This is a genomic window from Serratia sp. NCCP-200, assembly GCF_059697885.1.
Genome location: NZ_BAAKUJ010000005.1, coordinates 332298 through 345968 on the forward strand (window position 1 = coordinate 332298; position 13671 = coordinate 345968).

At 55.3% G+C, this 13671-nt stretch carries 11 protein-coding genes; 7 read left to right on the forward strand and 4 right to left on the reverse strand.

The annotated features are described in order from the left end of the window. Positions 1-239 precede the first annotated feature (239 nt). The gene (gene robA, locus AC6HVW_RS18055) at positions 240-1109 is read left to right on the forward strand and encodes an MDR efflux pump AcrAB transcriptional activator RobA (protein ID WP_021179240.1); all 870 of its coding nucleotides are present in this window, start codon (positions 240-242) and stop codon (positions 1107-1109) included. Here robA and gpmB read toward each other — a convergent pair. Further along, complete coding sequence (gene gpmB / locus AC6HVW_RS18060) at positions 1106-1753, reverse strand: 2,3-diphosphoglycerate-dependent phosphoglycerate mutase GpmB (RefSeq protein ID WP_021179239.1); 648 nt, start codon at positions 1751-1753, stop codon at positions 1106-1108. The genes robA and gpmB overlap by 4 nt on opposite strands. A 127-nt stretch (positions 1754-1880) precedes the next feature. Here gpmB and yjjX point away from each other — a divergent pair, with 127 nt between their 5' ends. Further along, entirely contained in the window at positions 1881-2426 is a 546-nt protein-coding gene (yjjX, locus tag AC6HVW_RS18065) for an inosine/xanthosine triphosphatase (RefSeq protein ID WP_021179238.1), read from the forward strand. Positions 2427-2444: 18 nt separating this feature from the next. On the opposite strand, the gene trpR is transcribed toward yjjX, so the two are convergent. Both trpR and sltY read right to left on the reverse strand, forming a co-directional pair. Next, positions 2445-2765 carry a trp operon repressor gene (trpR, locus tag AC6HVW_RS18070; RefSeq protein WP_021179237.1) on the reverse strand — a complete coding sequence of 107 codons (321 nt, stop codon included), beginning with the start codon at positions 2763-2765 and terminating at the stop codon, positions 2445-2447. Between the two features lie 101 nt (positions 2766-2866). Beyond that, positions 2867-4786 carry a murein transglycosylase gene (gene sltY / locus AC6HVW_RS18075; RefSeq protein WP_137751234.1) on the reverse strand — a complete coding sequence of 640 codons (1920 nt, stop codon included), beginning with the start codon at positions 4784-4786 and terminating at the stop codon, positions 2867-2869. A gap of 650 nt (positions 4787-5436) precedes the next feature. On the opposite strand from sltY, the gene AC6HVW_RS18080 reads away from it, so the two are divergent. The 5 genes from AC6HVW_RS18080 to ettA all read left to right on the forward strand — a co-directional run bounded on the left by AC6HVW_RS18080 (position 5437) and on the right by ettA (position 12637). Next, a complete protein-coding gene (locus AC6HVW_RS18080; protein WP_071682138.1) occupies positions 5437-8166 on the forward strand; it encodes a cation-transporting P-type ATPase in 2730 nt (909 codons plus the stop codon). A gap of 275 nt (positions 8167-8441) precedes the next feature. Next, positions 8442-9044, forward strand: a complete 603-nt coding sequence (gene yfiR, locus AC6HVW_RS18085) for a regulatory sequestration protein YfiR (protein ID WP_071682137.1) — start codon at positions 8442-8444, stop codon at positions 9042-9044. Next, positions 9041-10288, forward strand: coding sequence for a diguanylate cyclase DgcN/YfiN (gene dgcN, locus AC6HVW_RS18090; protein ID WP_071682136.1), 1248 nt, complete (start codon positions 9041-9043; stop codon positions 10286-10288). Before yfiR ends, dgcN begins: the two co-directional genes overlap by 4 nt. Before the next feature lie 41 nt (positions 10289-10329). Beyond that, positions 10330-10827, forward strand: a complete 498-nt coding sequence (gene yfiB / locus AC6HVW_RS18095) for an outer membrane lipoprotein YfiB (protein ID WP_071682135.1) — start codon at positions 10330-10332, stop codon at positions 10825-10827. Positions 10828-10969: 142 nt separating this feature from the next. Next, complete coding sequence (gene ettA, locus AC6HVW_RS18100; RefSeq protein ID WP_021179229.1) at positions 10970-12637, forward strand: energy-dependent translational throttle protein EttA; 1668 nt, start codon at positions 10970-10972, stop codon at positions 12635-12637. 50 nt (positions 12638-12687) lie between these two features. On the opposite strand, the gene AC6HVW_RS18105 is transcribed toward ettA, so the two are convergent. Continuing rightward, positions 12688-13596 carry a LysR family transcriptional regulator gene (locus tag AC6HVW_RS18105; protein WP_071682134.1) on the reverse strand — a complete coding sequence of 303 codons (909 nt, stop codon included), beginning with the start codon at positions 13594-13596 and terminating at the stop codon, positions 12688-12690. Positions 13597-13671 lie beyond the last annotated feature (75 nt).

Sequence of the window (13671 nt, forward strand, 5' to 3'; positions counted from 1 at the left end):
TTTTAGCACAGAGAGCGAAAAAAATCTTTGGGAGTCGTGGAGGAAAAAAGTTGCTATTATGCGGCATCGTCATCGCTTAATGCCTGTTAACACCAGTTTTCCCCCGCTTCCCGCAACGCATATCGCAAAAGCGCCGTATGTAATGCAACTGATTGATCAATAAGTCAGTGGGCATCAGGTATCAGCATGACAAATCAAACAGTTCGGGTTCCGAACCTGAAGCTCTACGAGGAAGATCTATGGATCAAGCCGGTATCATTCGTGATCTGCTTAGCTGGCTGGAAAGCCATTTGGACCAACCTTTGTCACTGGATAACGTGGCGGCAAAAGCGGGTTACTCTAAATGGCATCTGCAACGGATGTTTAAGGATATCACTGGGAACGCCATCGGCGCCTATATTCGGGCAAGAAGGTTGTCCAAAGCCGCCGTCGCATTACGCCTCACCAGTCGGCCTATTCTGGATATTGCTTTGCAGTATCGTTTCGACTCACAGCAGACCTTCACTCGCGCATTCAAAAAACAGTTTGCGCAAACCCCGGCGCTGTATCGCCGTTCAGAAGACTGGAACGCCTTCGGCATGTGCCCGCCAATACGTCTGGGCGCCTTTACGCTGCCACATCCAGAGTTTGTCACGCTACCCGAGCTGGACCTGATCGGCCTGACGCAGAGCTACTCCTGTACGTTGGAGCAAATATCCAGCTTCCGCTCCGAGCTGCGTACCCAATTCTGGCAACAGTACCTGGGGCAGATAGACACCCTGCCACCGGTGCTTTACGGCCTGCACCACTCGCGGCCAAGCCAGGAAAAAGACGACGAGCAGGAAGTGCTGTATACCACTGCCCTGGAGGCGCAACATGTGCCGACCAAGGTGCAGGAAGGCCAGCCGATCACGCTGCAAGGCGGAGAATATGCCATGTTCAGCTATCAGGGGCCAGCCTCCGGCCTGCAGGACTTTATCCTGATACTGTACGGCACTTGCCTGCCAGCATTGGAACTGACCCGCCGCAAAGGGCACGATATTGAGCGCTTCTATCCGCAAGGTGACCGGCGTCCGCCTCAGCCACCCAGCGAGATCCGTTGCGACTATCTGATCCCGATCCGCCGTTAGCGCTGTAGCTCATCCAACGCGGGCATGTCCAGATGCGAGATATCGCCCGCGCTTTCCACAATCCAGCCCGGTGCCAACCAGGGACTTTGCTGATAGTCGACGCGTGATAACGAGCAGTTGCGCAAACGCAGACGGCGCTCGGCATAGGCCGGTAACCCTAATACCGTCCCGATCAGGCACCCCAGCGCGATGCCGTGACTGACAATCAACGGCTTGCTGCCCTGCGGCAGTTTCAGGCACTCGGTCAGCGCCGCATGCATCCGCGTGGCCAACTCCGTCATAGATTCACCTTGAGGGATACGGCCGTCAGCAGTACCATCGACCATCTGTTTACGCCACAGCTCTTCCTGCGGTGTCAGGCTGTCGATCAAACGTTCTTCCAGAACGCCCATATGCAGCTCACGCAGCCGGGCATCTACCATAACGTCGCAACCGCAAGCGTCCGCAATGATTTGCGCGGTCTGACGGGTGCGGCCCAGATCGCTGGAAATCACGTGCGTCACGCCCTCGCGGCTAACGCGTTTGCCAACCAGATGAGCCTGGTGAACGCCAGTGGCGGTTAAGGGGCTGTCGGATTGGCCCTGAATGCGGCGTGCTGCGTTCCATTCCGTTTCGCCGTGGCGAACGAGGTATACCTGTAACATTATGCTTTTCCGTTATACTGCGTGAAACTTGAGTTTATCTGTGGCTCGTGCCTTGCACTAAGCATAACTTGCCGCCATCAAAAATCATGGCAAGACACAGCCCCACTTTAAGGAAGCTAAAGCCGTTATGTATCATGTTATCGCTGCAACTACCAACCCGGCAAAGATCAGGGCTATTCAACTGGCTTTTGAAGATACCTTTGGCGCAGACCAATGCCGCATAGAATCGGTTGACGTCGCCAGCGGCGTTTCACTGCAACCCATTGGCAATACCGAAACCCGTACCGGCGCACGCCAGCGCGTGATGGAAGCGCGGCAGGTGCGGCCAGAAGCCGACTTTTGGGTCGGAGTAGAAGCCGGGATCGAAGAAAATATGACGTTCGCCTGGATGACGGTAGAGAACCCGACGACCCGTGGCGAATCGCGTTCTGCCAGCCTGATGCTGCCAGAATCAATTTTACAGGGTATTCGAGCCGGTCGCGAGTTAGGCGATGAAATGACCTTGATCACCGGCAATAGCGAAGTCAAACGTCAGGGGGGAGCGATCGGCATCTTTACCGATGGTCGGTTGAGCCGCACCAGCGTTTACCACCAGGCGTTGCTGCTGGCACTGGTGCCGTTCCACAATCCGATTTACCGCAGCCACAGCAGTAATAATACGCCGCAGCAATAAGCCACCGGGGTGATTGCTTCACCCCAGTAATTGCTGTTCCAGCCACTGTTTCAGCTCTGGCGTCGCCATCTTCAGGCTGTTTGATCCTCTGGTGATGGTTGCGATACCTGCCCCGAGCTCATTCTTCAGCTCGCGCTGGCTCATTTCGCCACGCATCAGTTCCTGAATAATACGCACCCGTGTCCCCAGCGCAGTTCGCTCATCCGGCGTCAGTAGCAGTTGCATCAACTGTTGGTGCAAATCCTGATCGAACGAACTCTGCAGCAGTGCGACAAAGCGCAGCCAATCTTCATTGCCTTGTTCTGAAAGAGCGGGATCGTTTAGCGATAATTGCGTCATGCCAGCCACCATACTATTTAACTAGTACAGCAGCATAGCATACCGCGAGTAAGCGTCAAAATACCGGTAACAACGCTACAGCTTGAAAGACGACGGGGATATCAATAGCGTCTTTGCCACTCGGCATCCGTCAGCACCTTCGCTGGCCGATGCATGAAGTGACGATAAAACGCGTCATAGGCCAGCACGTTCTTCACGTAAGAACGGGTTTCCGAGAACGGGATGCTTTCCACAAACGCCACGGCATCCACCCGGCCATCGCTGTTGCCTAACCAGGTATTCACCCGTGATGGGCCAGCGTTATAAGCCGCAGACGCAAGAATACGGTTACGACCAAATTGCTGGTACACCGACTCCAGATAGCTGGTGCCAATGGTGATATTGGTTTGCGGATCAAACAGCTGGCTCGGGCTGCTGTAGCCAGGGATACCGAACAGATCCACCGTATGTTTCGCGGTGCGCGGCATGACCTGCATCAAACCTGCTGCCCCGACCGGCGACTGCGCTTTCGGGTTCCAGGCGCTCTCCTGGCGGGCTATCGCCATGGCATAGCTCGGCGTAATGCCTTTATCTTCGGTAGCACGGCGGAATTCCTGTGGCCAGGCCATCGGGAAACGTTCTTCAAGATGATCCCACAGCTTGCCAACAATGGTCGCCTGTACGCTCAGGTCGGCCCATTTCTGCTCAAAGGCATAGCGGGCCAGCGCTTCCTGCTCCGGACGGCTGCGGCTGGCAACAAATGAGCTCCACTCGCTGCGCGCCAGGTTATCCATATTCCAGTACATCAGTTCACGCACCCGGGCAATCTCCGGGCCACTCACCAAATCGGTACGCGGTTTTGCCGCCACGGCGACCATCACCGGATAAGGCACCTGCAGTTTTTGCGCCGCCACCATCGGGTAGAAGCCGCGTTCGTTCATCAGGCTACGCAGTATCGCTTCCCCTTCGCTGCGTTTACCTTCATCGATCATGACACTGGCACGCCAGTAGCGCCATTCATCCTTGTTCCGCGATTCTTCAGGCAGGCGTGCCAGCCAGGTTTTCAGCCCCTGACGATCGCCCACGCCCAGCGCCATACGCACGCGGCGCTCCAGCAAGGCTGGCTGTTGGCTGCGCAGGATCACCTGATCGCGCCATTGGGTCTGCTCAAAGGTGGCATCATTGCCCATCAACCGCCAGGCCACCTCTTCCTCCATTGCCAACTTCTCGCTTTCGCTCATTTTCTGCAGGCGGGCCAGCGTTGGGATCATGGCTCGAGCATTTTCTACGTCCTGACGGGCAAGACGGGCGAATACGATGGCGGTAGCCGAACGGGTAAAATCTGTTGGGCCGACGCTACGGGCAAAGGCTTCCAGCGTGGCGGGGTCGTTTTGCAACCGTACCAGCGCATCCCCCATGGTTTGATAATCGCTTGGCAGTTGGCGGTACAGGTAGTTCACCAGGCCGCTGTTGCCCTCTTTTAGCGCCAGCTTCATCCGTGCCAGCGTGTTCAACGGCGTTTGCTTACCGGCAGCCTGCCAGACGCTGAACAGCTTATCGCATGAACCTGGCAAGGTTTTACCACTCATCCAGATATCATCGGCACCAGCCCAGGCTGCCTGCTGATCGCCGGTGGCCCACTTGGCGTAATAGAAATTACAGCGCGCCGCAACAGGTTTAGGCTCTTGCGGGCTGAAGGCCAGCAGGGTAGTCCAATCTTGACGGCTCGCCAGCTCGTTCACAAAACGGGCAGAGAGCGATTTTGCGGGTGGCAACGTAGGATGCAACCGCAAAAACTGCTGGACCTGAGCCACACTGGCGGTACTGAGATCCTGCGTCAACTGGCGATATTCCAGATAAGGATACAGGGGGTAATCCTGCAGCGTTGGCATCAACTGCGCCACCACGTCCATCTGTTTACTGTCCCAGGCCTGCTTGATTTGCAGATAACGCTGGCGTTCGCCGTCCAGGGAGTCTGCCAATGTTGCACCAGAAAATGCCGTCAGGCACAGGCCTACAGCCCACAACCGCCATTTGTCCACCTTGACCATACTTACTCTTTCCTCGCTGGGTTAGCTTGCCAGAACCGATCCACCCCGCTGCCGCGCCACGTCAGCAGCCAACGGGCCAGTGGATCCTGCTCTGCGAATGTCTCACGCCCCACCGTGGGAAGCCACGCCGGGAACAAAACCGTGCCGCCACCATGGGCTGGCATCAGGTATTAATCATAGACAGCAAAAACGCGTATCCATTCATTACTTTATAACAAGTTTATCAGCCGGGATGAAAACCACCCTGCCTGGTGATTGCGCCAAGCAGAACAACAAGACGACGTTTTGAAAAATCACGGGATTATGGGCAATTTTTTCATCACACAATAACTCCGGTGTTCTATAGTTTTCTATGCAGACACGAGTTTTCCTATACAAAAAATGACATTACAGAGACATTAATAGAGAAACATTTCCATACGGATCAAAACAATTCCTATTACTTTGTTTTTATTATCTCAGATCAAAAACTCAAGTTTTCGATTATTTACTATCACGCGGCAGATAATTGGCCATCCACTAACTGAAAATTTTTACCATTCACGTCTGTGTGACAGAAAACAATGGAATATCAACCCGGCAAAAGGGCTGCCGACACAGATGGGGACTTAGATTCGAACGACTTTAAGGAGAGGCACTCCATGCCAAAACATTCCCCCACTGATTACCAAGAGCCGCCCAAGCCGGAAAAAGCCTGGTATCAATACGATATTGAACAAACGCTTCAGCATTTAAACGGCCAGCAACAAGGCCTGAGCGAGCAGGAAGCCGCCGAACGGCTGAAGAAGTTTGGCCCCAACGCCCTGCCGGAGCAGGCAGGCAAAAGCGCCTTTATGCGCTTTATTGCCCACTTTAACGATGTGCTGATTTATATTCTGCTGGCCGCCGCCTTCCTCAAAGGCATTATGGGGCATTGGATCGATACGGTGGTTATTCTTTGCGTTGCCGTGATCAATGCCCTTATCGGATTTGTGCAGGAAAACAGCGCAGAGAAATCGCTGAAAGGCATTAAGAATATGCTTTCCAGCCAGGCTATTGTGGTACGTGACGGAATTAACCACACCGTGAATGCGGAAGATTTGGTCCCGGGGGATATCGTGTTATTGCGCCCTGGCGATAAAATTCCCGCCGACCTGCGGTTACTGGAATCTCACAACCTTCAGGTTGAAGAGGCCATCTTGACCGGCGAATCTACCGTGGTCTCGAAGCAAACCGACGCTATTCCTGATGAAGTAATGATTGGCGATCGCACCAACCTGTTGTTCTCCGGTACCACTATCAGCGCCGGGAATGCCAAGGGCGTGGTTATCGCAACTGGCGGCTATACCGAACTCGGCCACATCAGCGAGATGATCTCGACCGTTAAGACCCAGCGCACCCCGTTACTGCAACAGATGGATCGCCTGGGCAAAAACATCTTCATCCTGATCCTGGTGATGATGGTGTTGCTGTTCGTGTTTGCCTTCACAATGCGTGATATGCCGCTCGGTGAGCTGCTGGTGGCGCTGATCAGCCTGGCGGTGGCCTCGGTACCCGAAGGTCTGCCTGCCATCATTTCCATTATCCTGTCCCTGGGCGTGCAGTCGATGGCACGTAACCGCGCGATTATCCGCAAACTGCCTACGGTAGAAACCTTGGGCTCGATGACGGTGATCTGCTCGGATAAGACCGGCACGCTGACCATGAACGAAATGACGGCAAAAAACGTCATCATGGCTGACCATGCCTACCGTGTGGAAGGGGAAAGCTATGAACCGGTCGGCGGCATTTTCTTTGCCGACAGTAACAAACCAGCGCAAGTTCAAGATATCCCACCGTTAGCGCAGTTCATTACCGCGATCACCCTGTGTAACGACAGTCAGGTCAAGCAGGATGACAGCGGCCGCTGGGCGATCACAGGCAGCCCGACGGAAGGCGCACTGAAAGTGCTGGCGATGAAGGCCGGATTGGAGATCGGTGAAGCTCGCCAACTGGCTAAAATCCCGTTCGACTCCAGTTACAAATATATGGCGGTACGTAGCCAGGTCGCAGGCAAAAATCAGGTGTTCCTTACCGGTGCGCCAGACGTGTTGTTCTCACTGTGCGAATTCGAACTGACCGATTCTGGCATTGAGCCCTTCCGCCGCGGCTACTGGGAAGCGGAGATGTCGCGCTTTGCCGAGCAAGGTTTACGTATGGTGGCCGCCGCCAGTAAAACCACGCCAGACGGTGAAGTGGAGTTGGATCACGGCGATATCCGTCAGCAGATGGTATTTATCGGCATCGCTGGCGTGATGGATCCACCGCGTCCTGAAGCGGTTGCTGCCATCGCCGAATGCCAGCAAGCGGGGATCCGCGTGAAGATGATTACCGGTGACCACCAAAAAACGGCCATGGCCATCGGTGCCATGCTGGGAATTGGCAACAGCCAGGATTCTATCACCGGCTCCGAGCTGGAACATATGGATGACCAGGCGCTGGCAGAAGCCGCCGTGCGCTACGATATCTTTGCCCGTACCAGCCCGGAACATAAGCTACGTCTGGTTAAAGCGTTGCAGGATAAAGGCGGCGTGGTAGGGATGACCGGCGACGGCGTCAACGATGCACCAGCACTGAAACAGGCCGACGTGGGTATCGCCATGGGGATCAAAGGCACCGAGGTCACTAAAGAAGCCGCCGATATGGTGCTGACCGACGATAACTTCGCCACCATCGCCAGCGCGGTAAAAGAAGGCCGCCGTGTTTACGACAACCTGAAGAAAACCATCCTGTTCGTGCTGCCGACCAACCTGGCACAGGGCCTGCTGATCATCATCGCCATTCTGGCTGGTGCCATGCTGCCGCTGACGCCCATCCAGATCCTGTGGATGAACATGGCCACTTCCACTACCCTATCCTTTGGCCTGGCCTATGAGCCCGCCGAAAAAGGACTGATGCAACGTAAACCAAGGATGCCGGGCAGCAACGTGTTGGATCTGCACGCTATCTGGCGCATCGGCTTCGTCGGGGTGCTGATCGCCATCAGCGCCTTCGCACTGGAAGCCTGGATGGCGCCACGCGGCTACAGCAGCGAGCTGATCCGCACCGTGTTACTGCAAACCCTGGTCACCGCGCAGTGGGTTTACATGTTCAACTGCCGCACCGCAGATCGCTTCCCGCTCAACCGCCAGTTGTTCCTCAATAAGGGCCTGTGGTTGGTGAGTGGCGTGCTGTTACTGCTGCAGATGGCCATCATTTATCTGCCGTTTATGAACTCGCTGTTTGGCACCGCGCCACTACCGCTGTTCTATTGGGGAGTGACGCTGATGATAGCCATTGGGCTATTTCTTATCGTAGAAGTAGAAAAATGGGTGATTAACCGCATCAAAGCGAGCCGAAAAACGCTATTATAAGCGCGTAAAGGAAACGCAACTTTCACTAAAACGCCTGGCAAACCCTGCCGGGCGTTTTATAACGTTAAAAATACCTAGGAAAAATCTCATAAAACCGAGCATAAAGCGCACAACAAACTGCTCTTATAATACAATCCGCCCCCAAGACGGTCAGGTTATGCTTTTTGGGTAGTGCGATTGATTGTACGTGGCAAAGTTTTACCCTTTTCGACTAGGCTCAATTATTTAGTATCAGACTGCCGCGCCTCCAAGCCGGCCGTAGGCAGGAATGGCAAATGAAGATGTCGATAAAGGCCAGAAGGTTGGCTGCCAGGGCACAGGGTTTATGTAGCAACCCGGTCCGATCGCGTCGCATATTACCGATCCTGCTGCTGGCTATGTTGATGTTTCCCAACTTGGCCGGGGCTGATACACAAGATCCCTACCAAAAACGTATTCATACCGTCACCACCGTGGTGGTGGGGATTATCAGCTATGCTCGCTGGCCCGCCAAACCTGATCCGATCCACTTGTGCGTGACTGCGCCTGTCCAGTATGCCGAAGGTCTGTTCGACCCAGTGTTGCTGACAGCACCGCAGCCAATCAAAACCCTGCGGATCGAGATAGATAACCCGCAGTTGGCAACTAGCTGCGATGTAGTGTATTTGGGCGACGTTAATGACGCCCAGAAACAAGATTTCTTCCACCGGATTTCGGGTCACTCGATCCTCAGCATCAGCGAAAAGGATATGGAATGTGCTGTTGGCAGTGCCTTTTGTTTGCAAATCAGCAACGATCAGGCGGGTTTTAAAGTGAATCTGGACTCACTGGCGCGCAGTGGCGTGCGTGTTCACCCTAACGTGCTGCAGTTGGCGCGTAAAAAGGGGCCGCCGCAATGAAACTGTTAGGTCATAAAGGTTCGACCACGTCTCGCCCTACGCTGGGCCAAGTGCTGCAACGGATGAACCTGAGTCTGGCGTTGATCGCCGTCGGTGCCGCAGGGATCTTCCTGACATTGCTGGCACTGTTTGCCCTGCGAGCCTATGCCAACCATAACCTGCATCTGATTGCCCGCTCGATCAGTTATACCGCTGAAGCCGCCGTGGTGTTTGAAGACCGCCCCGCCGCTCGCGAAGCGTTGATGCTGATCGCTTCCAACGAAGAAGTGTCAGAGGCTAAAATCCTGAATATGCAGGGTGTCGCTTTGGCCAGTTGGAGCCACCCAGCGGATAGCCCATTGCATGGGTTGGAACAGATGGTGGCCCGCTGGATCTTGCCGGAAGCGGTGGTTTTGCCCATCGCCCGTGAAGGCAAACAGATAGGCCTGGTCTGGCTGACCGGCAACGGCAGCAGTCTGCTGAAATTCTTGCTGCGCGGCATGGTAGGCATGATTGCCTGCCTGATGCTCAGTACATTGTGCGCCCTGATACTTTCCCGCAGAATGCTCAGAGGGATCGTGACCTCCTTGGACGATATCACCAATGTTGCCCATACGGTACGCCGCGATCGGACTTTCGAACTGCGGGTGCCTTCAGCACCGATTGCCGAACTGCACGAACTGAGCTGTGATTTTAACGGCCTGCTGGATGAAATCGAAGCCTGGCAACGGCACCTGCAACAAGAAAATGACGCATTAACCCACCAAGCCACCCACGACAGCCTGACCGGGTTGCCAAACCGGGCCTTCTTTGAAGCTCAGTTGGGCCGCGCGCTGTCAGAGCTCGAACCCGATGAAAAGCTGGCGGTACTGTTTATCGACGGCAATCGTTTCAAGGAGGTGAACGATAACCATGGCCATGCTGCCGGTGATACCGTCTTGATCACCATCGCAGAGCGCCTGCGTAGCAGGTTGCGCAAGCACGATCTGGTTGCCCGGATGGGGGGCGATGAATTCGCCATCCTGCTGGCACCGCTCAAAGACACCAACGATGTGCTGCCGATTGCCGACATCATCATCGAGTGTATGCAACAACCCATTGTGTTGCCCAACAAGGAAAGAGTGATCGCCGCACTGAGTATCGGCATCGCATTTTACCCTGAACATGCCTCTACCACTCAGGAACTGCTCAACGAAGCGGATGACGCAATGTACCGGGCAAAACACCTGTCCCATGGAGGCTGGCGGTTAGCGATGCGCAAATAGCGCCAGCACCGGGTCTCAAACAACCAAAAAGAGAAAAATCAATGTTACAGCAAAATTTTAAACGGTCTTTTTCCCTCCTGGCATTAGTGTTTATCACCTTGCTCACGCTGGCAGGCTGCCAGAGCAAACCACAGGGGCTGACGGCGGAACAGATCGCCTTACTCCAGGCGCAAGGGTTCAAACTGACCGATAACGGTTGGGAGTTTGGCTTTTCCGACAAGGTGCTGTTCGGTAACAACGTCGGTAAATTGAGCCCGCAAAGTACCGAGATCGTCGAAAAGATGGGCAAGGCGCTGAAGAGCGTAGACATCGTGCAATTCCGCCTGGACGGCCACACCGATAACTACGGTGAAGACAGCTACAACGATCAACTTTCCCTGCGCCGCGCCAACGCAGTGGCCGACGTGCTGGCCGGTATCGGCATTCCGCGTGCCAATATAGAAACCCGCGGGATGGGTAAACGCCAACCGGTAGCCAGTAACGCCACCTCCAGCGGGCGCGCTGAAAACCGTCGCGTGGCGATCGTCGTCACCCCTTAAGAAACAGCAAAGTTCACCTAATGGTGAGCATTAGCGGTTATACTTGGCGATCGTCATAGGGGATCTGGGAACCGGTGCTGAAACGGGCTACACTCAGGCCGCCAGACATCCTATAAAAACTGATAGAGAGGCTCGGAGCAACGTGGCTCAATACGTCTATACCATGCACCGCGTCGGCAAAGTGGTTCCGCCGAAGCGTCATATTCTGAAAAACATTTCCCTGAGTTTCTTCCCTGGGGCCAAAATTGGCGTACTGGGCCTGAACGGTTCCGGTAAGTCTACCCTGCTGCGCATTATGGCCGGCATCGATACCGATATCGAAGGGGAAGCTCGCCCGCAGCCGGGCATCAAGATCGGCTATCTACCGCAGGAACCGCAGCTCAATATGGAGCACAGCGTCCGCGAGTCGGTTGAAGAAGCGATGGCAGAAGTGGTCGGTGCCCTCAAGCGCCTTGATGAAGTGTACGCACTGTACGCTGAAGAAGGGGCCGACTTCGACAAGCTGGCCGCTGAGCAGGGCCGCCTGGAAGAGATCATTCAGGCTCACGATGGTCACAACCTCAACACCCAGCTGGAGCGCGCCGCTGATGCATTGCGCCTGCCGGAGTGGGACGCAAAAATCGCCAATCTTTCCGGTGGTGAACGCCGCCGCGTAGCGCTGTGCCGCCTGCTGCTGGAAAAGCCAGACATGCTGCTGCTGGACGAACCGACCAACCACCTGGATGCCGAATCCGTGGCCTGGCTGGAACGCTTCCTGCACGACTTCGAAGGCACCGTAGTGGCGATCACCCACGACCGTTACTTCCTCGATAACGTGGCTGGCTGGATCCTGGAGCTGGACCGTGGCGAAGGTATTCCGTGGGAAGGTAACTACTCTTCCTGGCTGGAGCAGAAAGACGCTCGTCTGGCGCAAGAAGCCTCAACCGAAGCCGCTCGCCGCAAGTCGATCGAGAAAGAGCTGGAGTGGGTGCGTCAAGGTGCCAAAGGCCGTCAGTCTAAGGGCAAAGCCCGTCTGGCACGCTTTGAAGAGCTTAACAGCACCGAATACCAGAAACGTAACGAAACCAACGAACTGTTTATCCCACCTGGCACCCGCCTGGGCGATAAAGTGGTTGAAGTTAACAATCTGCGTAAATCCTACGGCGACCGCCTGCTGATCGAAGATCTCACCTTCGCGGTACCTAAGGGTGCCATCGTTGGCATCATCGGCCCGAACGGCGCGGGTAAATCCACGCTGTTCCGTATGATGTCCGGCCAGGAACAACCTGATTCCGGCAGCATCGTGCTGGGCGATACCGTCAAGCTGGCCTCGGTCGATCAGTTCCGCGACAGCATGGATAACTCCAAAACCGTATGGGAAGAAGTTTCTGGCGGCCAGGACATTATGCGCGTGGGCAACACCGAAATGCCAAGCCGTGCCTACGTTGGACGCTTTAACTTCAAGGGCGTCGATCAGGGCAAACGCGTGGGCGAACTGTCCGGTGGTGAGCGTGGCCGTCTGCATCTGGCCAAGCTGTTGCAGGTTGGCGGCAACGTACTGCTGCTCGACGAACCCACCAACGACCTGGATATCGAAACCCTGCGCGCGCTAGAAAACGCCCTGCTGGAGTTCCCGGGCTGTGCGATGGTGATCTCGCACGACCGTTGGTTCCTCGACCGTATTGCCACCCACATTCTGGACTATCAGGATGAAGGCAAGGTAGAGTTCTTCGAAGGCAACTTTACCGAATACGAAGAGTACAAAAAACGTACTCTGGGTGCCGATGCACTGGAACCTCGCCGTATCAAGTACAAGAAAGTCACCAAGTAACATCCGGTTGGCTATCTATGCTCTCAAGCCCGCATTTTGCGGGCTTTTTGTTATCCCCAATCCAGCGCCTGCGCATAATCCACAAAGACCGGATGCTGGATCACGACATCGATAAAACAGGCTAGCGCCGGGGAATTAAGCTTACGGCTCGGGTAAACCAGATACAGTTCATTGCCTTCGGCCTGCCACTGCGGCAACACTTCCACCAACTGCTTTTGCGCGACTACTTCGCGGCTGAGAAACGCGGGCAACAGAGTAATGCCCGCCCCCAAAATGGCACATTCGCGCGCATATAACAGATTATCGGTGGTATGCCGCAGCGGCAATTGCCAACGGTAGTACTCCTCACCCCGGCGCAATATCCAGGCGGGCCAGGCGCGGTGAGCGATGCAAAGATGCTGCTGCAACTGCTGCGGATGCAGCAATGGCGGGTGTTGGGCCAGATACTCCGGTGCAGCCAACAAATAACGGGGAGCATGCCCCAGACGGCGGCCAATCAACGAGGAATCCTGCGGCCTGCCGGTACGCAATGCCGCATCAAAGCCCTCCTGCACCATATCCACCATGGCATCCGACACTGACACTTCCAACGAGACATCCGGATATTGGCGCTGAAAATCTGCCGCCAGACGCGGAAGCAACGTCGCCCCCAGCCCGGCTGGTGTGGAGATGCGTAGACGGCCACTGGGGTTATCGCGTAAGCGCTGCAAGGCCAGATCGGCCCGTTCGGCAGCAGAGAGCATCTCCTGGCAATGTTCAAGATAGCGCTCACCGGCAAAGGTCAAATTTAATTGCCGGGTGGTACGGTTGAGCAAGCGCAGACCGAGCTTTTGTTCCAACTGGCTGACACGCTGGCTTACGCTGGATTTAGGCAGTCCGGCCCGTTTGGCTGCCGACGTAAAACTGCCGCATTCTGCCACCAGCGCAAACAACGCCATATCCTGCAACTGCTTGAACATGATTGTTCACCTCAAACGAACACTTAGTTAGTTATTGTCCATCTTATCACTCTACTGCTCAGGGGCTACACTGGG

Excerpts from the sequence above, each read along its gene's own strand:
- robA (WP_021179240.1), top strand. The coding sequence starts at position 240 with ATGGATCAAGCCGGTATCATTCGTGATCTGCTTAGCTGGCTGGAAAGC.
- gpmB (WP_021179239.1), bottom strand. The coding sequence starts at position 1,753 with ATGTTACAGGTATACCTCGTTCGCCACGGCGAAACGGAATGGAACGCA.
- yjjX (WP_021179238.1), top strand. The coding sequence starts at position 1,881 with ATGTATCATGTTATCGCTGCAACTACCAACCCGGCAAAGATCAGGGCT.
- trpR (WP_021179237.1), bottom strand. The coding sequence starts at position 2,765 with ATGACGCAATTATCGCTAAACGATCCCGCTCTTTCAGAACAAGGCAAT.
- AC6HVW_RS18080 (WP_071682138.1), top strand. The coding sequence starts at position 5,437 with ATGCCAAAACATTCCCCCACTGATTACCAAGAGCCGCCCAAGCCGGAA.
- yfiR (WP_071682137.1), top strand. The coding sequence starts at position 8,442 with ATGAAGATGTCGATAAAGGCCAGAAGGTTGGCTGCCAGGGCACAGGGT.
- dgcN (WP_071682136.1), top strand. The coding sequence starts at position 9,041 with ATGAAACTGTTAGGTCATAAAGGTTCGACCACGTCTCGCCCTACGCTG.
- yfiB (WP_071682135.1), top strand. The coding sequence starts at position 10,330 with ATGTTACAGCAAAATTTTAAACGGTCTTTTTCCCTCCTGGCATTAGTG.
- AC6HVW_RS18105 (WP_071682134.1), bottom strand. The coding sequence starts at position 13,596 with ATGTTCAAGCAGTTGCAGGATATGGCGTTGTTTGCGCTGGTGGCAGAA.